The sequence below is a fragment of the Williamsia sp. genome, from assembly GCF_016462415.1.
GTDB lineage: Bacteria > Actinomycetota > Actinomycetes > Mycobacteriales > Mycobacteriaceae > Williamsia_A.
Genome location: NZ_JAEMTF010000057.1, coordinates 4,683 through 28,726, shown reverse-complemented (window position 1 = coordinate 28,726; position 24,044 = coordinate 4,683). Strand labels below are relative to the sequence as shown.

17 protein-coding genes are annotated in these 24,044 nt (G+C 68.2%); 11 read left to right on the top strand and 6 right to left on the bottom strand.

Translation table 11 applies throughout. The features are described 5' to 3' along the window. Nucleotides 1-123: 123 nt before the first annotated feature. Nucleotides 124-639, top strand: coding sequence for a ribonuclease H (locus tag JHC79_RS14660; RefSeq protein ID WP_296392027.1), 516 nt, complete (start codon nucleotides 124-126; stop codon nucleotides 637-639). Between the two features lie 18 nt (nucleotides 640-657). Here JHC79_RS14660 and JHC79_RS14655 read toward each other — a convergent pair whose 3' ends face one another. Further along, nucleotides 658-1,455 (bottom strand): SDR family oxidoreductase, encoded by a 798-nt coding sequence (locus JHC79_RS14655; protein WP_296392024.1) that lies wholly within the window; start codon nucleotides 1,453-1,455, stop codon nucleotides 658-660. A 76-nt stretch (nucleotides 1,456-1,531) separates the two neighbouring features. On the opposite strand from JHC79_RS14655, the gene JHC79_RS14650 reads away from it, so the two are divergent. From JHC79_RS14650 to JHC79_RS14630, 5 genes are all read left to right on the top strand, one after another. After that, nucleotides 1,532-2,095, top strand: coding sequence for a TetR/AcrR family transcriptional regulator (locus JHC79_RS14650; protein WP_296392022.1), 564 nt, complete (start codon nucleotides 1,532-1,534; stop codon nucleotides 2,093-2,095). Nucleotides 2,096-2,163: 68 nt separating this feature from the next. After that, entirely contained in the window at nucleotides 2,164-3,579 is a 1,416-nt protein-coding gene (locus tag JHC79_RS14645; protein WP_296392020.1) for an FAD-binding oxidoreductase, read from the top strand. A gap of 47 nt (nucleotides 3,580-3,626) precedes the next feature. Beyond that, on the top strand, nucleotides 3,627-4,388 hold the full coding sequence (locus tag JHC79_RS14640; RefSeq protein WP_188487187.1) for a decaprenylphospho-beta-D-erythro-pentofuranosid-2-ulose 2-reductase: 762 nt from the start codon (nucleotides 3,627-3,629) through the stop codon (nucleotides 4,386-4,388). Between the two features lie 58 nt (nucleotides 4,389-4,446). Beyond that, nucleotides 4,447-6,336, top strand: a complete 1,890-nt coding sequence (locus tag JHC79_RS14635; protein WP_296392033.1) for an arabinofuranosyltransferase — start codon at nucleotides 4,447-4,449, stop codon at nucleotides 6,334-6,336. Then, entirely contained in the window at nucleotides 6,333-7,088 is a 756-nt protein-coding gene (locus JHC79_RS14630) for an MBL fold metallo-hydrolase (protein ID WP_296392015.1), read from the top strand. The genes JHC79_RS14635 and JHC79_RS14630 overlap by 4 nt, the downstream gene beginning before the upstream one ends. A gap of 5 nt (nucleotides 7,089-7,093) precedes the next feature. Here the strand turns inward: JHC79_RS14630 and JHC79_RS14625 are convergent, their stop codons facing one another. After that, entirely contained in the window at nucleotides 7,094-8,623 is a 1,530-nt protein-coding gene (locus JHC79_RS14625; protein WP_296392013.1) for an adenylate/guanylate cyclase domain-containing protein, read from the bottom strand. Between the two features lie 136 nt (nucleotides 8,624-8,759). On the opposite strand from JHC79_RS14625, the gene JHC79_RS14620 reads away from it, so the two are divergent. Together JHC79_RS14620 and JHC79_RS14615 are read left to right on the top strand one after the other, a co-directional pair. Further along, complete coding sequence (locus JHC79_RS14620) at nucleotides 8,760-9,656, top strand: diiron oxygenase (RefSeq protein ID WP_296392011.1); 897 nt, start codon at nucleotides 8,760-8,762, stop codon at nucleotides 9,654-9,656. Between the two features lie 34 nt (nucleotides 9,657-9,690). Beyond that, nucleotides 9,691-10,083: a hypothetical protein gene (locus JHC79_RS14615; RefSeq protein WP_296392009.1), complete on the top strand. Its 393-nt coding sequence runs from the start codon at nucleotides 9,691-9,693 to the stop codon at nucleotides 10,081-10,083. Between the two features lie 130 nt (nucleotides 10,084-10,213). On the opposite strand, the gene JHC79_RS14610 is transcribed toward JHC79_RS14615, so the two are convergent. From JHC79_RS14610 to aroQ, 4 genes are all read right to left on the bottom strand, one after another. Next, nucleotides 10,214-10,612, bottom strand: coding sequence for an SRPBCC family protein (locus tag JHC79_RS14610; RefSeq protein ID WP_296392006.1), 399 nt, complete (start codon nucleotides 10,610-10,612; stop codon nucleotides 10,214-10,216). Nucleotides 10,613-10,647: 35 nt separating this feature from the next. After that, nucleotides 10,648-12,183: a hypothetical protein gene (locus JHC79_RS14605; protein ID WP_296392004.1), complete on the bottom strand. Its 1,536-nt coding sequence runs from the start codon at nucleotides 12,181-12,183 to the stop codon at nucleotides 10,648-10,650. A gap of 35 nt (nucleotides 12,184-12,218) precedes the next feature. After that, nucleotides 12,219-13,121 carry a phosphatase PAP2 family protein gene (locus JHC79_RS14600; protein WP_296392002.1) on the bottom strand — a complete coding sequence of 301 codons (903 nt, stop codon included), beginning with the start codon at nucleotides 13,119-13,121 and terminating at the stop codon, nucleotides 12,219-12,221. A gap of 258 nt (nucleotides 13,122-13,379) precedes the next feature. Continuing rightward, nucleotides 13,380-13,826, bottom strand: coding sequence for a type II 3-dehydroquinate dehydratase (gene aroQ, locus JHC79_RS14595; RefSeq protein ID WP_296392000.1), 447 nt, complete (start codon nucleotides 13,824-13,826; stop codon nucleotides 13,380-13,382). Between the two features lie 171 nt (nucleotides 13,827-13,997). Between aroQ and JHC79_RS14590 the strand changes: the two genes are divergently transcribed. The 3 genes from JHC79_RS14590 to JHC79_RS14580 all read left to right on the top strand — a co-directional run bounded on the left by JHC79_RS14590 (nucleotide 13,998) and on the right by JHC79_RS14580 (nucleotide 24,032). Continuing rightward, entirely contained in the window at nucleotides 13,998-17,315 is a 3,318-nt protein-coding gene (locus JHC79_RS14590; RefSeq protein WP_296392031.1) for an arabinosyltransferase domain-containing protein, read from the top strand. Between the two features lie 68 nt (nucleotides 17,316-17,383). Next, nucleotides 17,384-20,695, top strand: coding sequence for an arabinosyltransferase domain-containing protein (locus JHC79_RS14585; RefSeq protein ID WP_296391998.1), 3,312 nt, complete (start codon nucleotides 17,384-17,386; stop codon nucleotides 20,693-20,695). A gap of 76 nt (nucleotides 20,696-20,771) precedes the next feature. Continuing rightward, nucleotides 20,772-24,032: an arabinosyltransferase domain-containing protein gene (locus tag JHC79_RS14580; RefSeq protein WP_296392029.1), complete on the top strand. Its 3,261-nt coding sequence runs from the start codon at nucleotides 20,772-20,774 to the stop codon at nucleotides 24,030-24,032. The last annotated feature ends 12 nt before the right edge of the window (nucleotides 24,033-24,044 follow it).

The following is a 24,044-nucleotide window of genomic DNA, read 5'->3' as shown; positions in this document are numbered from 1 at the left end:
CCGCCCAGTGGTCGTCCGTATCCGCCCAATCGACGTCCGCATCCGCCCACTCGACGGGTGGCGACACATCGGAATCGGCGAGATGCACTGCTGTGTCAGCACGGAACCGTAAACTCCCGTCCCGTGATCATCGTGAGTACCGACGGCTCGTGCCTGCGCAATCCCGGCGGCGCGATCGGCTGGGCGTGGGTCGATCACACCGGTCCGACCGCCAGCGGCGGTGCACCCTCGGGCACCAATCAGATCGCCGAACTCATCGCGATCCGGGAGGCCATCACCGCTCATCCCGGCCCGGATCCACTCATGGTCGAGTCGGATTCGCAGTACGCGATCAAGTGCTCATCGGAATGGCTGGCGAACTGGAAACGTCGTGGATGGCGGACCGCCGCGGGAGCACCGGTGCGCAACCTCGAGATCGTCCAGGCCATCGACGCGGCCATCACCGCCCGTTCGGGTCCGGTGCGGTTCCGCTGGGTGCGCGGTCACGTCGGCAACGAGTTCAACGAGATCGCCGATCAGCTGGCGGGCGCTGCTGCCCGTGCGGTTGCCGATGCACCCGAGTCGGCGACGTCGGGATCGGTCGACGTCACACAGACGCGTCGCCGGCTCGAGGAATCCGAACCGGCGACGCTGTTCTGACGATGTGTGCGGGTCGGGCTAGTGGCTCCCGGCCAGGCGCTTGTTGACCAGCCGGGTCAGGTAGACCGGCGAGAACCGGGATCCGACCGCCATCAGGCGGGTCTGGGTGCCCACGTTGTAGTGCACCTGGTGGATCAGCTTGCTGAACAGGTTCGGCTCGGCGGCCTCGAGAATGCGATCGGCGACGTCCTGCGGGCCCAGCTTGATGCCCAGCGAGGTGGTCGTCCCGGTCTTGATGTTCTGGGTCATCGCGGTCTGGACGTACAGCGGCCAGATGGCGACGACACGGATCCCGTAGCCGGTCCACTCGATGTCGAGAGCCTCGGTGATGGCGCGGACGAAGTGCTTCGTCGCGCTGTAGTTCGCCAGCTCGGCCTGACCGTAGATCGCCGACGCCGAGGCGAGGTTGATCGCCACCGACCGCTTCGTGGCCTTGAGGTACGGGAACGCCGCGTGCAGCCCGTTGACCACACCCTTCGTGTTGATGTCGATCTCCTTGTGCAGCGTCGAGACCTTGAGCTCCTCGAAGCGACCCGCGATCAGGATGCCCGCGTTGTTCAGCATCACGTCGAGCTTTCCGCCGGTCTTGGCGGTGAACTCCGCGAGACGCTCGGCGAACTCATCGGCATCGGTGACGTCGAGGTGCCCGATCACCGGGACCGCACCGAGATCCTCGATCTCGTCGGACAGGGTCTTGAGCCCCGCCTCGTCGATGTCGTACGCACCGACGATGTAGCCCTTGCGGGCGAAGGACAGGGCCGTCTTACGACCGATTCCGGCAGCAGCGCCGGTGATGAACACGCTTTTCGAGGCCATGGGTCAGTTTGTATCAGGTGATCGACCCCACAGAGAACCTTGTTCCGTTTCCGGAATCTCATTACGGTTACGTCCCATGACCGATGTCGACCGACGACGGCGGCGCACGGTGACCGCCGTGAGCACCGCGGCGCGGACGCTGTTCGAGGAACGCGGCTACCAGGCGGCCACCGTCGCCGACATCGCCGAACTCGCCGACGTGGCCGTGAGCTCGATCTACTCCAATTTTCCCGGCGGCAAGCAGGACATCTACCTCGCGCTCGCCGAGCAGGCCGTGACGGCCAACGAACACATCATCGACGAGGCGGTCGCGTCCTCGAGCATCGACGACCGCGCCGGCGCGGTGTTCGACGCCTACGTGCGGTTTCACCGCAACGACGACCAGCTCGCATTCCGTCTGATCGCACTGACCGATGCGTTGGAGCCCACCGCGAAGTTCGACGACCTGCGCGTCGCGATCCGCGATCGCATCGCCGCGGTCCTGCTCCGCGCGGTCGGCGCCCACGAGAACATCGACCGCACCATCGCCACCTGGGCGGCGATCAACGGGCTGTTCTCGGCGCGCACGCAGGGGTTCATCGACGACGCGACGCTCGACCGCGCGCTCGCCGACACCCGCATGTGGGCGACCGCACCCTGACGTCGACGTGACGTCGACCGCGTCATCACCGGTCAGGAGCGATCGCGCACGCAGTAGGCTGTCATGCGATGTCTACAACTGATCTGCCCATCGAAACCCGCAGGCTCGTGGGCTGGAGTCGCACCACGCCGATCGACGGGCACGTGCTCTCCACGCCTGACCTCGACGTCATCGCGGCCGCGGTCGCGCGCGTCGCCGACGACAACGCGGACAAACCGACGTACCTGCGCCGCGGCGTCATCGCGCGAGGCCTGGGCCGCTCGTACAACGAGTCGGCACAGAACGTCGGGGGGCTCACTATCGACATGACCCGCCTCAAGCGGATCCACTCGATCAGCGACGAGACCGCGATCGCCGATGTCGACGCCGGCGTCGACCTCGACACCCTGATGCGGGTCGCGCTCCCCTACGGTCTGTGGGTCCCTGTGCTGCCGGGGACGCGCCAGGTCACCATCGGCGGTGCCATCGCGCACGACATCCACGGCAAGAACCACCACAGCGCGGGCAGCTTCGGCAACCACGTCACCGAGATCACCCTGCTGGTCGCCGACGGCCGCATCATCACCATCACCCCGGACGGCAGCTCGGATGATCCCGACGCGTCGATCTTCTGGGCGACGGTCGGTGGTATCGGCCTCACCGGTCTGATCCTGCGCGCGAAGATCGCGATGACCCGCACGGAGACGGCCTACTTCATCGCCGACGGCGCGACCACCAACAGCCTCGATGAGACCATCGCACTCCACGCGGACGGATTCGAGGAGGGCTACGGCTACAGCTCGGGCTGGTTCGACGCGATCAGCAAGCCGCCGAAGCTGGGCCGGGGCTCGTTCTCGCGCGGCTCTCTGGCCACCCTCGATCAGCTGCCCGACGATCTGGCCAAGAACCCGTTGGCGTTCACCGGTAAGACGCTGATCAAGTTCCCCGACATCTTCCCCAACGGCCTGGCCAACAAGTTCGACTTCGCCATCGTCGGCGAGGCGTACTACCGGATGGGCGGAAACTACACGGGCAAGATCCAGAACCTGACGAAGTTCTATCACCCGCTCGATCTGTTCGGTGACTGGAACCGCGCCTACGGCTCGAAAGGCTTTCTGCAGTACCAGTTCATCGTCCCCGTGGAGGCGGTCGAGGAGTTCAAGCAGATCATCATCGACATCCAGGCGTCGGGACACGTGAGCTTCCTCAACGTGTTCAAGCTCTTCGGCGAGGGAAACCGCGCGCCGCTGAGCTTCCCGATCGAGGGCTGGAACATCTGCGTCGACTTCCCCATCAAGAAGGGCCTGCACGAGTTCGTCACCGAACTCGACCGTCGGGTGCTCGCGATCGGCGGCCGGCTGTACACCGCCAAGGATTCCCGCACCACCGCCGAGACCTTCCACGCGATGTATCCACGCGTCGACGAGTGGATCGCGACCCGGCGCCGGATCGACCCGCACGGCGTCTTCGTCTCCGACATGGCCCGTCGCCTCGAACTGGCCTGACCCGCGAACTCCCCTGACCCGCACGCTTTCTCAACGAAGGAACTCTCATGATCAACGCCGTCGGCGTTCCGAAGACCCTGCTGCTGTTCGGTGGCAGTTCTGAGATCGGGCTCGCCATCTGCGCCGAGTACCTCAAGAAGGGCCCGATGCGGGTCATCCTGGCCACGGTGCCCGGTGACCCCGCCGGTGACGCGGCGATCGAGACGATGAAGGCTGCGGGCGCCTCGTCGGTCGAGCGCATCGACTTCGACGCGCTCAAGCCCGACACCCATCCCGCGGTCGCCGAACAGGCCTTCGCCGGTGGCGATGTCGACGTCGCGATCGTCGCCTTCGGCGTCCAGGGCGTCGACGAGGAGGTGTGGCAGGACCAGCGCAAGGCCGTGTTCACCGCCGACATCAACTACACCGCCGCGGTCTCGGTCGGCGTCCTGCTCGGCGAGCGCATGCGCGCCCAGGGCCACGGTCAGATCATCGCGATGAGCTCGGTGGCCGGTGAGCGCGTGCGACGCAGCAACTTCGTCTACGGCTCCACCAAGGCCGGGCTCGACGGCTTCTACCTCGGCCTGGGTGAGGCGTTGCGCGAGTTCAACGTCCGCGTACTGGTGATCCGTCCGGGCATGGTGCGCACCCGCCTGTCGGCGCACGTCAAGGAAGCGCCGATGACGGTGAACAAGGAAGACGTGGCGCAGCTCGCGGTCCGTTCGGCCGACAAGGGCAAAGAGATCGTGTGGGCGCCGCCGCCGTTCCGGTTCGTGATGATCGTCCTGCGGCACATCCCGCGGCCGATCTTCCGCAAACTCCCCATCTGAGACGCCCATGAGCGTCGGGATCGACACTGCGCGTCCGCCGTCGGACCGCCCACGTCTGATGCCGGGCCGGCGCCACGTGCTGGCCGGTGCCGAGCTCGTCGTCGCGGTGATCGTGGCGGCGGTGGTCGCGTCGATCGGCCTGTTCGTCATCGCGCAGGTCCAGTGGCCGGCCTTCAACTCGTCGAACGTCAACGGGGCGCTGACCACGGTCGGTCAGGTCATCTCGGTCGCTCTGCTCGTCGTGGCCGCGCTGCTCGCACGGGCGGGTCGGGGCGCGCGCGTCGTCACCCCGCTGAGCCTGGTGGGCATCTCCGCGTTCGCGACCGTCACCCTGGCCATGCCCCTCGGTGCGACGAAGCTCTACCTGTTCGGCATCTCGGTCGACCAGCAGTTCCGCACCGAGTACCTGACGCGCCTGACCGACACCGCCGGTCTGCACGACATGACGTATTTCAACCTGGCGCCGTATTACCCCGCGGGATGGTTCTGGCTGGGCGGTCGGTACGCCAACGCGGTGGGTCAGCCGGCGTGGGAGGCCTACAAGCCGTGGGCGATCATCTCGATCGCCATCGCGGCGACCATCGCGATGGTCCTGTGGAAGCGGATGCTGCCCACCGACCGCGCCATCGCGATCACCGTCGCGACCACCGCCGTGGCCATCATGTACGCCGGCCCGGAGCCGTACGCGGCGATCCTGATCCTCGTCGGCGCGCCCATGCTCATCACGGTGCTGCACGGACTCCGATCGGGAAGTGGCGCAGCGCTGCTCGCCGGCGGTGTCTTCATCGGCGTGAGTGCGACGTTCTACACGCTGTTCACCGGGTTGTTCGCGCTGATCGCGGTACTGATGACGCTGTATCTCGCGGTCGAGGTGGTCCGTGGCGCCGGCAACAGCGCCGTCGACCCGAAGGCGGTCCGGACCGCCCGTGTCCGCGGGGTGGGGGTGCTCGCCGCACGCCTGATCGCGATGGGTGTCGTCTCCGGCGTGATCGCCCTCGTCGTGTGGGCGCCATACCTGCTGGCGCGTCTGCGCAGTCAACCGGCCAGCGGTGGGACCGCCGAGCACTACCTCCCCGCGAGCGGGGCGCAACTGCCCGCACCGATGTTCGAGTTCTCCCTCGTCGGCCTGCTCTGCCTGGTCGGATTGATCTGGCTACTGCTGCGTCACCGGACCCGCACCGTCTCACTGGCCCTGGGGATCTCGGTCGTCGCAATCTACGCGTTCTGCCTGCTGTCGATGGCACTGACCGCCGCGGGCACCACCCTGCTGTCCTTCCGGCTCGAACCACTGCTCGCATTGATCCTCTCCGCCGCGGGCGTGCTGGGCCTCGCCGAGGTCGCGATGGCCGCCGTCCGACGATTCGGCGACATCCGGTTCCTGATCGTCGTGGCGTCGATCATCGGCACGGTCGCGGTGGCGCAGAACATCCCCGATCACCTGTCCGCGGAGATCACCGTCGCCTACACCGACACCGACGGCAACGGGGTCCGCGCCGACAAACGGCCCGCGGGCGCGGAATCGTTCTTCCCCCAGATCGACCAGGCGATCCGGGCCGAGACCAAGCGACCGCGCAACGACACCGTCGTGCTCACCGCCGACTACGGATTCCTGTCGGTCTACCCGTACTACGGGTTCCAGGGGCTCACCTCGCACTACGCGAACCCGTTGGCGGAGTTCGACAAGCGGGCCGCAGCCATCGAGAACTGGGCGGGGTTGCAGACCCCGGACCAGCTCGTCTCCGCACTGGACTCCACGCCGTGGCGTCCGCCGACGGTGTTCCTGTTCCGCTACAGCGCCGACGGGTACTCGCTGCGCCTGGCCGCCGACGTCTATCCGAACGACCCCAACGTGACCCGCTACACCGTCACCTTCCCCACCGCCCTCTTCGACGACCCCCGCTTCACCGTCACCGAGGTCGGCCCCTTCGTCCTGGTGGTCCGCAGATGAACGAGTTCGACATCACGACCATCGACGACGCCCGCGGCGGTCGGGCGCATCTCGTGCGCACCGAGCACGTCAACTGGGTGCTGCTGCAGGACGACTCGGGTATCACCCTGATCGACGGCGGTTACCCCAAGCAGGTCGATGCGGTGCTCGAGTCCATCCGCGACATCGGCGCCGACCCGGAGCAGATCCGCGCCGCCCTGGTGACGCACGCGCACGTCGACCACATCGGCGGCCTGGGCATCCTCGCCGAGAGGTACGGGTTCGGAGTACTCATGGACCCCACCGAGGTCCCCCACGCCCGTCGCGAGATCCTGCAGCAGGCAACGCCTCTCGACATCGCGAAGATCTCGTACCGACCCCGCGTCCTGCGGTGGTTGTCGGGGGTCATCCGGCTCGGTGTCCTCGACAAGACCGGCATCCCGTCCTCGCAGGCGTTCGGCGCGAGCCGTCCGCTCGACCTCCCCGGCCGGCCGGTTCCCGTCGCGATCCCCGGTCACACCGACGGACACAGCGGCTACCTGGTCGCCGACGGCAGGGTCCTGGTGTCGGGTGACGCGCTGATCACCGGGCACGGCATCTCGTCGACCACGGGTCCGCAGTGCCTGCACCACGCGTTCCAGCACGATCTCGACCGCAACCGCGAGTCACTGCTCGCACTGCGCGATCTCGACGCCGACGTCATCTTCCCGGGTCACGGTGACGTCCACCGAGGCTCGGTTTCCGACGCGGTCGACATCGCGTTGTCGCACTAGCGGGGTCAGCTGCGCGGGATGGCCAGGGACGTGGGTTCCGACCGGCCCCGCAACGTCACCTCGTCGACCACCGACCAGTGCTGGGTCTCGTCGACCGCGGCAGCGTCCAGTGCGTCGGATGACGCGACGACACGGGTGTCGCGGTCCTTGGCCAGATCGCTCAGCCGTGCGGCCGCGTTCACCGGATCTCCGATCACGGTGTACTCGAACCGATTCGCGGCACCGACGTTGCCGGCCAGACACGACCCGAAACTGACGCCGATACCCGCGTCGAGACGGCCGTCGAAGGGGATGGCCTCCGCCAGGGTCCGCGCGGTCCGCAGGGCGGCGCCGGCGGGATCATCGTGCGGTAGCGGCGCTCCGTAGACCAGAAGTGCCGCGTCGCCCTCGAACTTGTTCACGAACCCGTCGTGGCGTGCGGCCGTCTCGACCACGGTGCCGAAGAAGTCGTTGAGCAGAGTGACGATCTCCTCTGGGGAATGCGACTGCGACAACGTCGTCGATCCGACCAGGTCGATGAACAGCACTGCCACCTCGCGGATCTCACCGACCAGGGTCGGCTCCTCCCTGAGTGCACGCGCGGCGACCGCATCGCCGACGTGCATGCCGAACAACGTGCGGATGTGTTCCCGCTCCCCGACGGTGGCCGCCATCCGATTGAACCCGACCTGCAGCCGGCCGATCTCTGAGCCGTCGTAGACCGGGACCCGGGTGTCGTAGCTGCCACGCTCGACCCGGTGCATCGCGGCGATGATCTGCGTGACCGGGTCGGCCACCGAACGTGCGGCCAACAACATCCCGCCGGCGCCGACGGTGAGCGAGATCAGTGACAGCGCGAGCACCGCGGCGGCGATGTCGTCGCCGGGCCGGATCACGACCTCGAGCAACCGCCCGAGCGCGATGAGACCGGCGCCCACCAACGGCACCGCGGTCGACAACCCCCACATGGCGACCAGCCGCGAGGTGACCCCCGGCGCCGTGTACCGGCCGGGGACCCCGCGAATCATCACCTGCGCGGTGATCGGACGCAGGATCCGCTCGGCCACGACGTAGCCCATCGCACACGTCGCGGCCCCACCCAGTCCGACCGCGAGTGCGATGACCACCAACAGGTTGACCCCACCGTCGCCGAACCCGTTGACCGTCACGAACACCAGGAGTCCGATGATCCACAGCGTGGCGTTCACGGCCACCTGCCGCGCCGGGAGCCGCAGCACCGCCTGGTAGGCACGGATGTCGGGCACCCCACCCGCGCCCAGCCATTCGAAAGCCGGTGCGGCCACGCCGATCCCGAGCGCAAAACCGATGATGACCGCCACCGGCAGGTACGCGCCGAACGTGATGAAGTTGCGCGCGGACAGGACCGCGGCCGGATCGATGGGGAGCGGGAGGATGAATCGGATCAGACCGAAGACGATGACCGCCCCGATCACGTTGGCGGTCACCATGCCGACCGCGTAGAGCTGGACCGGTCGATGCTCGAACGCGCCCGCGATCCCGCGCCACCTGCTCCCGACGAGCGCATCCGATGTCATTGACGAATGATCACACACCCCCGGCGACGAACTGTTTACAAGTGTTCACCCAGCGCGTACCTTGACAACGAACGATGGTGACAACGGTCATAGTCGAATCTTCTGGAGGTGCACGATGACAACGACGTCGGAAAGCATGGGAGAGACCCGGCTCGATCAGGGCCCGCAGGAGGTCTCCGACCGCCTCATCGCCTCGGCGGCTCGCCTGTCTCGCAACGCGATGACCGAGATCGACTGGGACCAGCCGATGGACCCCGATCTCTACGGCTGCAGCCCCGAATGGTGCACCCTTTACGGCACCGACCTCTGGGACGAGATGCCCCTCGAGCAGCGCATCGAGCTGACTCGCCACGAGTCGGCGTCGGTCGCCACCAACGGCATCTGGTTCGAGATGATCCTGCAGGAAATGGTCATCCGCGACCAGTACCTCGGGAAATACCACACCCCGGAGTTCCAGTGGTCGCTCATCGAGATCGCTGACGAGGCCCGCCACTCACTGATGTTCGCCAAGGGATCGGACAAGTTGGTCGGCACCTCCTACCGTCCGTCGAAATTCGTCGGACTGCTCGGCAAGGGCTTCATGATGTTCGCGCGCGGCGAGGTCGCCTATGGCGGCATCCTCGTCGCCGAAGAGGTTCTCGACGTCCTGCAGCGCGGATGCATGAGCGACCCTCGCGTCCTGCCGTTCGTCCGCACCATCAACGAGATCCACGTACTCGAAGAGTCGCGCCACATGAAGTTCGCGCGCGAAGAGGTCCGCGAATCCATGAAGAACGTCGGCTGGATCCGGCGGCAGACCAGCGCCCTGATCATCGCCATCGCCGGTTTCGTCATCGTCTCGAGCCTGCACTCGCCCGACGTCTACGCCAACACCGGACTCGACCGCACGCGCGCGCTGTCGGCGAAGAAGAACAACAGGCACTTCCACTCGATGATGCGTGGCAGTTGCGTGCACCTCATCGAATTCCTCAGCAGCGTCGGTCTTCTCACCCGGCCGGCCGCGTTCTTCTACCGCCGCGCGAACCTGTACTGAACGCAGACCTGCACGGAAAGGGGTGCGGACCGCTGTGAACCAGCCGTCGAAGCCCGACGAGGCCGATCGCAGCGCCCACCGGTTGGACACCATCGTCCACAGGTCGTGGGCCGACGTGATCGCGGTGATGCGTGGCGAGATCGCCGCGGTATCCCGCGACTGTCTGCTGACCGGGCCCGGCGCACCGATGCACCTGAACTCGCCTGACGAGCCGTTCACGACCGATGAGCGTGCGTCGCAACATCTGGCCGCGCTGGGTCGCCTCGACCAGGCGCTGGTCCAGGTCGAACAGGCATGGAACGCCGTGCGCCGCACCGTCGACACCACGCCTCGCGAGCTCGGCCCCTACGGTCGAGCCGCGGTCCGCCCGATTGCCGGTACACGCACCACGAGGTCCACATCTCCGCGTGCCCGAAGGGCTCGATGAACTCTGCGCTGACCGATCGGCAGCCCCCATACCCGCGCACGACGGCCGAACAACTGGCCCTGCGGCTGATAATCTCCGACGCGTGGTTCACGCCCGACGATCCGGCGTATACCCGAGGCCGCGAACGGATCTAGCGGTCCATCGCGAGGCGCTCGATACGCGGGAGCGCCAGTGCCATGATGCTGAGATAGGCCGGCGCCCAGATCGGTACACCGAAGCTGAGGATGCAGCCGTCCCGGACGGGGATGACCTCGTGCCGGGTCGCGGGGACACCGAGAACCCGCCACGCCCAGACCCGGCCGTCGATGAACTCGGTGATCTCGAACGGCAGCGGGACACCGACCGGCGTGTAGACCTTGCCGCGCGAACCGGACGCAAACGGTCCCGGGGTGTCGAGAATCGCCCCCGCCACCGTGGGGCCCCACACCGGCCAGGCCTCGAGGTCGACCAGGACATCCCAGACCGCGCTCGACGGTGCGGCGATCGCCAGTTCGACGGTGGGCATACGGTGACGGAATCCGAGTCGCATACCCCGACGCTAGTCAGTCGTCCGGATTCGTGCGGTCAGCGGCAGCTGGGCGATTGCTCGGCGAGAACGCCGCGCACGCTCAGCGGGCCCTCGAGGGTGTAGGTCCCCGGGGTGGGTGCCTGCACGGTGATCCACCCGTCCGGGGTCTGATCGATGCACGCCGTCATGGTCGGATCGGTGGTGCTGCGGGCGACCAGGTAGCGGTTCGGGCGGATCTGGATCGGGTGCGCGGACGTGTCGGGAATGTCGACCACCATCGTCGACGGGGTGTCGGTGACCAACCGCAACGGCGGCGCGACGATGGTCGCCGGGTTCGCGACCTGGTAGAGCGTCCACTCGTCGTTGGACCAGACCTCGCTGAGATAGGGCAGGCCCGAATTGACCAGCGCCGCTTCCTTCTTGGCCTGCCGCAGCGGGGTGTCGGAGACGGCTACGTAGGACACGGCGTTGTCGCGCAACCACGTTCGGTACGACGTCGGGGTCAGGGCATCCCGGTCGTAGAAGATCGGGTTGAACCTCGAGTCGGACTGGTTCTCCCACCCCCGCGCCAGTTTCACCAACGACCCGAGCTCGTGCGACCCGGCGTGCGTTCCGGCGTCGATCAGTTCCACCCGATGGTTGACCAGACCCGGACCGCGCAGCAACGCCAGGCGCAGTGGCTCGTAGTTCTTCTCGGTGTCGCCCGCGTCGGCGACCGCCACCTGATCGGCGACCGCCACGAAGCCTGCGTAACTGACCGCAGGCACCAGCGCGATCAGCACCACCAGCAACGACTTCCGCGAGAAGTACAGGCACAGACACGGCAGGACGAGACAGAAGAACCGACTGAGGTTCGACCCGACCCCGTTCGGGATGGCGAAGACCACGATCGCGGCGGCCATGGCGAGTGGTGCGATCCAGCGCTCGGGCGGTGATGTCAACGCGACACCGGCACCCACACCGATCAACAGCGCCCAGAACAGGGTCGTCCACGGGAACCCCTGTGCACCCGGCGCTCCGAACAACGCGAACGGCACGATGACCCCGAGACCCGCGCCGACCAGGACGCTCCAGACGGGCCGAGATCGGTACGCGCCGAGCAGGAACGGCACCGCGGCGAGGCCGACGAACGCAGGGGCGAGGGGGCTGGCCAGGCCGGAGACCACCAGGACCGCCGCGCACAGGGTCAGTCGTCCGTGCTGCAGGAGCAGGACGGCGGCAAGAGCGATCGCGGCCCCGACGGCGAAGGCGACGCGTCCGGACATCATGTTCAGGACCGCTGCGATGACGATGGCCCAGGTCAACAGGGTCGGCCGGGTGGCGTTGCGCGACAACGGATACGCCATGGCCGCGATGGCCAGGGTCGCGATCGCGAGCAGCGCCAGCGATCCGGTGATCGCGGAGATGGCGGGCACGATCAGCGAGTAGCTGCCGGGCGAGACCCCGCCGTACCAGCCGAACCAGTAGCCCAGACCGACGCCGGAGCGCGCGGCCTCCTCGCGGGCGATTGCCGCCTGCAGATCGCCGAGGGTGGGACTCAGTGCCCAGAGGACGACGGTCGCGACCACCGCCGCCGCCAGTGGGAGTGCCATCCGCCAGCGTCGTTGCTCGGCGGCGACCCCCACGCTCATTCGAGCGTCGCCGCACCCGCACGTCTGCGTCGGACCCGTGCGATCCACAACCATCGGACGCCGAATGCGATGCTCGCACCCGCGGCCAGTGTGGCCAGGCCTGCGAGGACGTCGAGGATGAAGTGGTTCCCCGAGCCCATCACGACGAAAAACGTGGTGAAGGGGTAGATGAGACCGAGGATGCGCACCCACATGCGGCGCGCGAGGAAGAACAGGGTGAGTCCACACCAGGCGGCCCACGCGCAGTGCAGTGACGGCATCGCGGCGTACTGGTTGGAGATCGCGTCGGAGCCGGGGGTACCCGATTCCGGCCACCATCCCCACGACGCGGTCTGGCTCATGATGTCGACGAAACCCTCGGTGGTGAGCAGCCGGGGCGGTGCCGTCGGGTACCAGTAGAAGCCGATCAGCGCGAGCACCGTGGTGAGGATCAGCACGGCACTGACCTTGCGGTAGTGCTGCTTTCGACGGAAGAACAACCAGATGAGCACGCCCGGGGTCACGATGAAGTGCAACGTCGCGTACTGCAGCGCGACCACATCGGCGACGATAGGGGTGTGGTGCACCCAGTCGTTGAGCGGTCGCTCCAACGCGATGTGCCAGGCGTCCTCGATGCGCAGGAGCTCGTAACCGTTGGCGAAGGCCTTGTCGGCGACCTCGCCGACGCTGTTGCGGATGGCCGAGTAGATCGCGTACAGCCCACCGATGAGGAGCAGCTCGACCCACCATCGCGGCTGCGACATGTACTTGACGACGGTCGACAGGACGTTGAAGCGGGAGCGGACGAGATCGGACTCGAGAGCGCGCAGCCGGGCGTCGTCGCCGGTGGTGGTCGCGGTGGTCTTCGCAGACTCCGACGAGGGGTCCGTCAGGTCGCGCGAGGTATCAGCGGTCGACATGACGTGGCTCCCGCATCGGTCCTCCAGATCACCGGTTCACCTGGTGGTCCAGGTGGCGGCCGGTTCACTCGCACCGCCGCAGAACTGCCCATCTGGACAGCATTGCGAGAAATACTAACGGAGGATGCGGGGTATCCCACCCAGCACACCTCGGCAAACAACGGTTGAACAGGACCGATTGGTGCACATTTCATACTTGCGGACGAGACGCGGGGCAGGTCAACGGGCCCCGGTCGTACGCAGTGCTTGTGACCGAGATCACTCCCCGTCGAGCAGTTCTGCGACCCGGCGCAGCGCGAAGTCGTAACCCTGGACCCCGCAGCCGGCGATGACCGCGGCCGCGATACCCGACACGTAGGAGGTGTGGCGGAACTCCTCACGCGCGGCGACATTGCTGATGTGCACCTCGATCACCGGCACGTCCGGGATCACCAACGCGTCGCGCAACGCCACCGACGTGTGCGTCCACCCGCCCGGGTTGATCACGATCGCGTCGAACTCCCCGCGGGCGGCCTGGATCCAGTCGAGCATCTCGCCCTCGTGGTTGGTCTGCCGCGCCGACACCGTCAGACCCAGTTCGGACGCCGTGCGCTGCGCAAGTGCCTCGACGTCGGCCAGTGAGGCGGCGCCGTAGACCTCGGGCTGTCGGACCCCGAGCATGTTGAGGTTGGGCCCGTTGAGCAGCAGCACCCGATGCGTGGACATGACGCTCACCTTAGGGCGACGACCGCGAGATCAACACGACCTCGACACCCCCGCCCACAGGGTTCGTAGTTAACATCATCGTTTGTGCCCGATGACCTCAGCAGGCCCGTGACGGGCGCATCCGCTCCGACGGAGACCCCAGAACGCTCAGCACGGTCACGGCCCGACCGGATCCGCATCGCCAAGATCGTGGCCATCGTCGCCGGGTTGCTCGGCTTCGTGCTGGCCCTGGCCACCCCGCTGCTGCCCGTGAAGCAGACCACCGCACAGATCAACTGGCCGCAGGTCACCTCGGCGTCCCAGCAGATCGGGTCGGTCTCCGCGCCGCTCATCAGCTACGTCCCCATCGACGTCGAGATCTCCGTGCCGTGTTCGGCCATCGGTCAGCTCGGCACCACCGGGCAGTCCGTCCTGGTGTCCACCACGCCCAAAGACGCCCCCAAGGCAGTCGAGCGCGGACTGTTCATCCGCACCACCGGCAAGGCCACCGATCCGCCCGGAGCGCGATCGGTCGAGGTCGTCGTCCGCAACGTCCCGCTGGTGAGCGCATCGCTCGCACAGATCCAGTCGCAGAACTGTCAACGCATCGACGTCACCGCCACCTCCGACGCGGTCACCGCGTCGTTCGTCGGCATGACCGACGAGGACGGCGCCCCGCTGACCGGCGCGACCTCCGACGGTGATCAGCGTCCGCAGCTCACCGGCATCTACACCGACCTGACGACGACCGCGGGCCAGGTCAGTGGACTCACGGCGCACGCGACCATCGATTCGCGCTACTCCACCGGGTCGACGGTCATCAAGTGGACCGCGATCATCGTCGGTGTCATCGCCACCCTCGTCGCGCTCGCCGCGCTGAGCGTCCTCGACGGCACCGACGGCCGCAAGCACCGCCGATTCCTTCCTGCCCGCTGGTGGCGGTTCAACCCGCGCGACGCGGTGGTCGTCGGCGGCCTGATCGTCTGGCATTTCGTCGGCGCCAACACCTCCGACGACGGATACCTGCTGACGATGTCGCGGGTCGCCGAGCACGCGCACTACACGGCCAACTACTACCGCTGGTACGGCGCCCCGGAGGCCCCGTTCGGCTGGTACTACCAGGTCTTCGGCTGGCTGGCCCACGTGACCACCGCCAGCCCGTGGATGCGCCTGCCCGCGCTGCTGTGCGGGATCGCGGTGTGGCTGATCATCTCTCACGAGATCCTCCCCCGCCTCGGTCGCGCGGCCACCACCAACCGCCTCGTCCCGTGGACCGCGGCGTTCGTGTTCATGGCGTCGTGGTTCCCGTTCAACAACGGTCTGCGCCCCGAGCCGATCATCTGCCTCGGCGCGCTGCTGACCTGGTGCTCGGTCGAGCGCGCGATCGCCACCGGGCGCACGTTGCCCGCCGCCATCGCCTGCACCGTCGGCGCGTTCAGCCTCGCCGCCGGCCCGACGGGTCTGATGGCCGTGGCCGCCCTCATCGCGGGCGGGCGGCCAATGGTGATGTCGATCATCAAGCGCAGCAAGGTGATCCAGGGTGACCCGAAGGAGTCGGGCGCGTTCTCGCGCGGACGGCTCATCTCCTACCTGGCGATGATCGCCCCGGTCCTCGCGGCGGGCACCTTCGTCATCTTCGTGGTCTTCTCCAACCTGACCCTCACCGCGTTCGTCCAGGCGTCGAAGATGAAGACCGCGCTGGGACCGTCGCTGAGCTGGTACAACGAGATCAACCGCTACTCCGCGCTGTTCGAGTTCTCGGCCAACGGTTCGGTCGGCCGTCGCTTCGCGGTGCTGATCATGTTCGTCGGACTGCTGGTCTCCGCCACGATGCTGTTCCGCAAGAACCGCATCCCCGGGACCGCGGTGGGCCCGACCCGGCGGATCGTGGGCATCACGTTCGCGTCCCTGGTCTTCCTCATGTTCACGCCCACCAAGTGGACACACCACTTCGGGGTGTTCGCCGGGCTGGCCGCCGCGTTGGCCGCCATCGCGGTGATCGCGATGAGCGCACACGCCATGCGGTCGCGCCGCAACCGCACCCTGGTGACCGCTCTCATCCTCTTCGTAACGGGGCTGTCGTTCACCGGCCCCAACGCGTACTTCTACATCTCCAACTACGGCGTGCCCTACGGGTCACAGCCGGTACGCCTCGGCGTCGCGCTGGGCAGCCTGCTGCTGTACGCGAGCGTCCTGACGCTGGTGCTCGCCGGTTGGTTCCACCTCCGTGACCCCTACCGCGCACCTGCGGCCGAGCGCCCGGCCCCCACCGGCTGGCGCAGCGTCCGCGCCGCACCGCTACTGGTGATCGGTCTGCTGCTGGTGGCCTTCGAGATCTCCACCGCCTCCGTGTCGGGCATCAACCAGAGCGGTTCGTTCTCGGTGCCGACGTCGAACCTCGACGCCCTCGCGGGCAAGCCGTGCTCGATGGCCGACAAGGTGCTCGTCGAACCGAATCCGAACGCGGGTCTGCTCACACCGATCGACCGCCGTAGTCCTGACCCCCTCGCCGGGCCGGCCCCCGCCGGTACCGAGGAGAGCCCGGCACTGACCAGCGGGTTCACCCCCAACGGCCTGCCGATGACCCTCGACTCCGCGGCGAGTGCCGATTCGCTGGGCGTGCTGAGCTCGAATGTGGCCGCGTCACCCGACGTGCTGACCAACAACACCGGCGGAACCGGCGGCGGCGAGAACGACCAGCCCGGCGTCAACGGCAGCACCGCGAAGCTGCCGTTCGGGCTCGACCCGGCGACCACCCCGGTCCTCGGCAGCTACTCGTCCACCGACCAGGTCCCCGCACGTCTGACCTCGTCCTGGTACCGACTGCCCGCCAAGACGTCGAACACCCCGCTGGTGACGATGGCCGTCGCCGGCAACTACGACGGCAAGGACCTGAAGCTCGAGTACAGCACCGACCCCGTCCGGTCCGACGGCACCAGCCGCGACACCGACTTCACCTCCGCGGGTGACGTGGAGATGATCGATCCCGGGCCGAGCCCGTCGTGGCGGAACCTGCGGGTCTACCGCAGCTCGTTCCCCGCCGACACCACCGCGGTCCGCATCGTCGCCAAGGACGAGAACCTGGCGTCGGACCGCTTCATCGTGGTGAGCCCGCCCCGGGTGCCCAGGCTGGAGACCCTGCAGTCACTGGTCGGCAGTTCGGCGCCGGTTCAGATCGACTGGACCTCCGGGCTGGCGTTCCCGTGCCAGCGGCCGTTCAACCACCGTGACGGCGTGGCCGAGGTCCCGCAGTGGCGGATCATGCCCGGCGCCGACCTGTCCGCGGCGGTCTCGGCGTGGCAGGACTCGTTCGGCGGTGGCCCACTCGGATGGATCGAGGTCGCACTCGACTCGACCACCGTCCCGAGCTATCTGACCAACGACATCGGTCGCGACTGGGGCTCGCTCCTGCGCTACGAGCCGTTCAACGACACGACCCGGCTTGCGCAGCTGGAACTCGGTACCGCCACCCGATCCGGCCTGTGGAGCCCGTCACCGATCCGCTACTGAACCCCGGCCGCCGCATCGGGGAGATGCGGCGGTCTCAGGTCCATCGCATAGCATCGTTGCTCGTGCCGATGACTGCCCGACTGTCCAGTGCGACAACCGCTCGCCTGGTGGCCGTGACAGCCGGTTTGGTCGGCATTTTCCTGTGTGCGCTGACCCCGCTGCTCCCGGTGAACCAGACCACGTCCAGCTTCGACTGGCCCTCCGGGCAGTCGTTGTCCCCCGACACCCCGTCGGTGGTCGCGCCGCTGACCGCCCAGACCCCGCAGGCGCTGCAGGCGTCGATCCCGTGTTCGCTCTTCAGCTCGCTGGGCACCGACGGCGGCGTGCTGCTGACGACGATGCCGACGAACGCCGACCGCGCCGCGCAGAAGGCGCTGACCATCTCGGCGAACGCCTCGACGGTGACCGTCAGCTTCCGTAACTCGGTCGCCGCGACCGCCACACGCGCGCAGGTCGCCTCGCCGCAGTGCCGCTCGCTGGAGGTCTTCTCCCGCAGCACCGGCCCGGGCGCGCAGTTCGTCGGTCTCGGACCGTCGACGACGCTCGAGCCCGACAAGCGTCCACAGATCGCCGGCATCTACAGCACGCTGAGCACCCCACAGGTGCAGGCAGCGGCCGCGCAGGGCCTCCGCGTCCACGTCGACATCGACAACCGGTTCGCCAGCACCCCGTCGGCGATCAAGCTCGCCGCCATGATCCTGGGCATCCTCGCGATCGTGTTGTCCCTGGCCGCGCTCGCCCGCCTCGACTGGCTCGGCGGCTACCACCGCCGGATCGGGGTGCGCTCGTGGGCGCGGGTCCTGGCCCCCCGTATCAGCGACATGGCGGTCACCGCGGTCCTCGCGGTCTGGCTGTTCCTCGGTGCCGGCACGCCCGACGACGGCTACATACTCACGATGGGCCGCTCCGCCGAGTCCAGCGGCTACCTCGCGAACTACTTCCGCTACTTCAACGCGCCCGAGGCCCCGTTCGACTGGTACTACAGCCTGCTGTCGCACTGGTCGGAGGTCTCCACCGCCGGTGTCTGGATGCACATCCCGGCCCTGATCGCCGGCCTCGTGTCCTGGTTCGTGCTGAGCCGCGTGCTGCTGCCGCGGATGGGTGCGGCGGTCCGACGCAGCGGCTGGGCCATCTGGGCGGCCGCGGCGGTCTTCGTCGCATTCTGGCTGCCGTTCAACAGCGGGTTGCGCAGCGAGCCGATCATCGTCGCCGGGTCGCTGCTCACCTGGTGGGGCGTGGAACAGGCGATCGCCACCCGCCGTCTGCTGCCCGCCGCGCTCGCCGCCGGCGCAGCCGGGTTGACCCTCGCGGTCGCGCCCCACGGCATCATCGCCGTCGCCCTGCTCGTCGTCGGCGCCCGACCGTTGCTCAAGATCCTGCTGGCCCGACGGCGCGAGTCGGGTCTCCTCCCGCTGCTGGCCCCGGTGCTCGCGGCGGCCGCGTTCACCGTGCTGGTGGTGTTCCGCGACCAGACGCTGGCGACCGTCTACGACGCGGTCCGGATCCGCTACACGGTCGGTCCGACCATCTCCTGGAACCAGGAGTACCTGCGGTACTACTTCATCACCGTCACCACCGAGGACGGCGCTCTCACCCGCCGCGTCCCGTTGCTCCTGCTCGTGGCCGCACTGTTCGTGGTCCTCGCGGTGATGCTGCGGCGCAAGCGGATCCGCGGCGTCGACCCGGGTCCGGTGTGGCGTGTCATCGGCGCGAGCCTGCTGACGATGCTGCTGCTGTCGTTCACCCCCAGCAAATGGACCATCCAGTTCGGCATCTTCGCCGGCTTCGGTGCGGCGCTCGCGGCCGCGGCCACCCTGGCCGTGGCCCAGTCGGCGGCCCGCTCGTCGCGCAACCTCTCGGTGTTCGTCTCCGGCCTGCTGTTCGCGCTGGCCGCGGCGATGGCGGGTAAGAACGCGTGGCCGTGGGCGTACGACTTCGGGATCTCCTGGTTCGACCGGGCACCGGTGATCGTCGGACAGCAGGTCTCGACCATCTTCCTGATCCTGGCCGTGCTCGCGGGCGCCCTGGCGGTGTGGCAACACCTGCGTCTGGACTTCTCCGCCAATCGCGGCCTCGCGCACGCCGAGGCGACCGACGTCGCCGACGCCGAGCACGTCACCGACACCGGCGACCGTCGCCGTCTCGTCCTGGCGTCCTCACCCATCGCGGTCATCGCCGCGCTCATGGTGATCTGCGAGCTCGCGGTGTTCGCCAAGGCCGCGGTCAGTCGCGGTGACGAGTTCACCGTCCTGGGCGCCAACGTCCACGCCCTCAGGGGCGACACCTGCGCGATGGCCGACAAGGTCCTCGTCGAACCCGACGCCAACCGTGGCACCCTGCGCCCCGCCGACGGGAAGACGGCCTCGGCCGCCCTCGCGGGAACCGGCGCGGTCGGTTTCACCCCCACCGGCGTCGCCGGCGACCTCTCCCCGGAGCCCGGGTCGTCGAAGCCGGGACAGATGAACGTCGCGGGCAGCGTGGCCAAACCGTTCACCATCAGCGGCGGCTACGCGGGCACCCTCGGCGGTAACGGTCCCCGCACCGTCAACGGCTCGACCGCCGCCCTGCCGTTCGGACTGAACCCGGAGACGACCCCCGTCCTCGGGTCGTTCGGCTACAACTCCGGCCAGGCGTCGCTGACCACCGACTGGTACACCCTGCCCGCCCGGACCAGCACTCCCCTGCTCGTCATCAGCGCCGCCGGCGCGATCTCGTCGGTCGGCGAGGACGGTGTCGGCGTGTTCGGTCAGAAACTGAACGTCGAGTTCGGCCGGCCCGGTCCCGCAGGCGAATTCGAGCCCGTCGGTGCGTCGTTCATGCCGATCGACCCGGGACCCGAGCAGCCCAACCGGCCGTGGCGCAACCTGCGCGTACCGATGTCGGTGGTCCCGCCGCGCGCCACCGTGATGCGTCTGGTCGCCTCCGACAACAACGTCAACAGCGATCAGTGGCTCGCCGTCACCCCGCCGCGCGCCGCGCAGTTGCAGACGCTGCAGCGCGTGGTCGGGACGAGCGACCCCACGCTGATCGACTTCACCGTCGCGGCGCAGTTCCCGTGTCAGCAGCCGATCACCTCGACCGACGGCGTGATGTCGGTGCCGCGGTGGCGCATCCTGCCCGACCGGATCACCGCGGTGTCGCAGTCGAGGACGTGGCAGGACGCCGACGCCGGTGGTCTGTTGGCGGTCTCCGACGCGACCGCACGCGCGACCACCATGCCGAGTTACCTCGACAACGACTGGTACCGCGACTGGGGTTCGGTGGAGCGGCTCACGCCGCTGGCCACCGACGCGGCGACCGCCCGTATCTCGACCGGAACACACGATCGCTGGGGTTGGTCCCGGGAGGGTTCGATAAGGGTGGTCTCGACCGATGACTGAAGCCACGCCCGCCGAACCCGACTCCGACGTCGATTCCGCAGCGACCCAACCGCCCTCGCGCGGGAAAAGGATCCAGATGACCCCGGAGCGTTACCGGTACGTCAAGATCGCGTCCGCGGTCACCGGTCTGCTCGGTTTCCTGCTGGCACTGCTCACACCGCTGCTGCCGGTGAACCAGACCACCGCCGAATTGTCCTGGCCGCAGGGGCAGGTCAACAACGTCGCCGCACCACTGGTGTCGTTCGTCCCCATCGACATGAACGTGTCGGTGCCCTGCTCACTCGCCGCGAGCCTGCCCGCCTCGGGCGGCAACCTGCTCTCGACGATCCCGACCGACGGCGCCGACGCCAGCGCACGCGGCCTGTTCGTCCAGGTCTCCTCCGACACCATCCAGGTGATCGATCGCGGCGTCGTACTGCTCAACACCGAACGCGCAGCAGCGCAGTCGAACTCGTCCTGTGTGATCACCCTGCGCTCGGACGGGGAACGCACCCGCGGCGAGATCGTGGGCGCGAGCGGCGACGGCCAGCTGACCTTCGACGTGGCCGATCCGAACCTGCGCCCGCAGATCGTCGGCGTCTACACGGATCTGCCGTCCACCGCCTCATCGCAGGGGTTATCACTGCGGGCCACCATCGACACCCGGTTCGTCACCACCCCGTCGACGCTGAAGTTCCTCGCGATCGTCATCGGCATCGTCATGACGCTGCTGTCACTGATCGCGCTGGGCATCCTCGACGCCCGCGACGGTCGGGGCAGCAAGCTCCGCAAATTCCTGCCGTCGAGCTGGTGGCGGGTCCGCCCGATCGACGGCGTGGTGTTCGTCCTGCTGGGGCTCTGGTGGTTCCTCGGCACGAACACCTCTGACGACGGCTACAACTTCTCGGTCGGCCGGATCGCCGCCAAGGCCGGGTACGCCGACAACTACTACCGCTACTTCGGTGTGCCGCAGGATCCGTTCGGGTGGCATTACCAGGTGATCGGCGCGATGACGCACGTCAGCCTCGCCGCCCCCTGGATGCGTCTGCCCGCGTTCGCACTCGGCCTGCTGGGCTGGTGGCTGATCAGCCGCGAGGTCATCCCCCGCCTGGGCCGCACGGTGCGGCACAGCACTCCGGCACTCTGGACCGCGGCGATGGTGTTCCTCGCCATCTGGCTGCCGCTGAACAACGGGTTGCGCCCCGAGCCGGCCATGGCCGTCGGCGCGCTGCTCACCTGGTGTTCGGTGGACCGGTCCATCGCCACCGGCCGGTTCCTCCCCCTCGCTATCGCGACCGTCGTCGCCGCGTTCACCCTTGCCCTGGCCCCCGGCGGACTGATGGCCGTCGCGGCCCTGCTCGCCGGCATCCGACCCCTGATCACCCGCCTGTCCAAGCGCCGACACCGCGACGGCATCCTGCCGCTGGTGGCGCCGATCCTGGCCGCGGGCACGGCGGTGCTCTACGAGATATTCGCCGACAACACGCTGTCGGGCGTCATCACCGCCTCGACCGTGAGCAGCAAGGTCGGTCCGACGCTCGAGTGGTGGCAGGAGCCGGTGCGCTTCTACTACCTGATGCTGCCGACCGTCGACGGTTCGCTGACCCGTCGCTTCGGTGTGCTGATGATGATCCTGTGCCTCGGCCTGGTGCTGCTGGTCATGCTGCGCAGGCGTCGCCCGGACGGCATCGCCAAGGGCCCGGTGTGGCGACTCATCGCGGTCATGTTCGGGACCATGTTCTTCATGGCGTTCACTCCCACGAAGTGGACGCACCACTTCGGCGTCTACGCGGGCATCGCGGGTGCGGTGGCCGCCGCGGCCGGCGCCATGGCGGCCCCTGCCCTGCTGCGCCGACGTCGCAACCGCACGCTGTTCGCTGCTGCCGCGATCTTCGTCGCCGGCATCGCGTTCATGGGCCCCAACGGCTGGTGGTTCGTGGGTCCTTACGGCGTGCCCTGGTGGGACCGCACCCCGGTCATCGCCGGCATCAAGATCGGCTGGTTCATCCTGGCGCTCGCCGTCGTCGTCGCCGCGGTCGGACTGTGGCAGCACTTCCGCGACGATTACGTCGACGACGACGTCGTGTCCGGCACCTCGACCGGGCGGTTCGGGTGGTTCCGCGGCGCGACGCTGCCGCTCATCGTGACCCTGGTGGTCCTCTTCCAGGTCCTCTCATTCGTCAAAGCCGCCTACACGCAACGTGATTCGTTCTCCTGGGCGACGTCCAACGCACGCGCGCTCAGCGGCAACATCTGCGGGCTGGCCAACGACGTGCTGGTGGAAACCGATCCCAACGCCGGCCAATTGCGGCCCGCCCGAGTTGCCGGACAGAACGACGTGTCGGTCAGCTCAGCGTTGGCAGGCAGCGGCAGCACGGGGTTCAGCCCGAACGGTGTCCCGAACGACCTGTCGGTGGACTCGACCGAGGACGACAGCGACACCGCGTCGGCGCAGAACACCGCCCAGAACAGTGCGGGCTCCGACGACACCGGCAGCGGCGATTCCGTCGAGGGCGGCACCGGCGGCGGTCAGGGCGTGCGCGGGGTGAACGGTTCGACGGTGCGACTCCCGTTCGGTCTGTCCCCGTCGAACACCCCGGTGCTCGGCAGCTTCGGCGGAAGCGGCGGTTCGCTGACCTCGAGCTGGTACCAGATGCCCAAGCGTTCCTCGTCCGCGCCGCTGCTGTCGGTGTCGGTGGCCGGCGCGGTGGAGGCCGTCGACGGCGTCAACGTCGTCCATCCCGGACAGAAGTTCCGGATGCAGTTCGGCCGGGTCGGCGCGGGCGGCGTGGTCACCCCCGTCGGCCAGATGTCGCCCATCGACGTCGGCGAGGCGCCCACGTGGCGCAACCTGCGGTTCCCGCTGGACGAGTCGCCCCGCGGCGCGACCGTGGTGCGGATCCTCGCCGAGGACACCTCCGCGGCGTCGGATCAGTGGCTCGCCATCACCCCGCCGCGCATCAGCACGATGCGCACCCTGAACGACGTCGTGGGACGGACCGATCCGGTCTTCATCGACTGGCTGCCCGCCTTCTTCTTCCCGTGCCAGCAGCCGATGGCGGTGCGTCACGGCGTCGAGGAGGTGCCCAAGTGGCGCATCCTGCCCGACGCGGACGCGACCCGTCAGAACAGCCAGACGTGGATGTCGGGCAAGGCCGGCGGACCGCTGGGACTCACCGAGGCGATGCTGCGGCCGACGCTGCTCCCGACCTACGTCCGCAACGACTGGGGGATGGACTGGGGCTCGCTGCAGCGGTTCACCCCGATCGATCCCGCGCCGACGGCAAAGCTGACCATCGGCGACGCCACCAGGTCGGGACTGTGGGACCCGGCGCCCATGCGGTCGGTGGGGTACTGACCGACTCGCTTC

Bases quoted from the DNA above. Each gene is read 5' to 3' on its own strand.
- JHC79_RS14645 (WP_296392020.1), top strand. From the start codon at position 2,164: ATGTCTACAACTGATCTGCCCATCGAAACCCGCAGGCTCGTGGGCTGG.
- aroQ (WP_296392000.1), bottom strand. From the start codon at position 13,826: ATGTCCACGCATCGGGTGCTGCTGCTCAACGGGCCCAACCTCAACATG.
- JHC79_RS14650 (WP_296392022.1), top strand. From the start codon at position 1,532: ATGACCGATGTCGACCGACGACGGCGGCGCACGGTGACCGCCGTGAGC.
- JHC79_RS14625 (WP_296392013.1), bottom strand. From the start codon at position 8,623: ATGACATCGGATGCGCTCGTCGGGAGCAGGTGGCGCGGGATCGCGGGC.
- JHC79_RS14585 (WP_296391998.1), top strand. From the start codon at position 17,384: ATGACTGCCCGACTGTCCAGTGCGACAACCGCTCGCCTGGTGGCCGTG.
- JHC79_RS14605 (WP_296392004.1), bottom strand. From the start codon at position 12,183: ATGGCACTCCCACTGGCGGCGGCGGTGGTCGCGACCGTCGTCCTCTGG.
- JHC79_RS14635 (WP_296392033.1), top strand. From the start codon at position 4,447: ATGCCGGGCCGGCGCCACGTGCTGGCCGGTGCCGAGCTCGTCGTCGCG.
- JHC79_RS14600 (WP_296392002.1), bottom strand. From the start codon at position 13,121: ATGTCGACCGCTGATACCTCGCGCGACCTGACGGACCCCTCGTCGGAG.
- JHC79_RS14655 (WP_296392024.1), bottom strand. From the start codon at position 1,455: ATGGCCTCGAAAAGCGTGTTCATCACCGGCGCTGCTGCCGGAATCGGT.
- JHC79_RS14580 (WP_296392029.1), top strand. From the start codon at position 20,772: ATGACCCCGGAGCGTTACCGGTACGTCAAGATCGCGTCCGCGGTCACC.
- JHC79_RS14640 (WP_188487187.1), top strand. From the start codon at position 3,627: ATGATCAACGCCGTCGGCGTTCCGAAGACCCTGCTGCTGTTCGGTGGC.
- JHC79_RS14620 (WP_296392011.1), top strand. From the start codon at position 8,760: ATGGGAGAGACCCGGCTCGATCAGGGCCCGCAGGAGGTCTCCGACCGC.
- JHC79_RS14630 (WP_296392015.1), top strand. From the start codon at position 6,333: ATGAACGAGTTCGACATCACGACCATCGACGACGCCCGCGGCGGTCGG.
- JHC79_RS14610 (WP_296392006.1), bottom strand. From the start codon at position 10,612: ATGCGACTCGGATTCCGTCACCGTATGCCCACCGTCGAACTGGCGATC.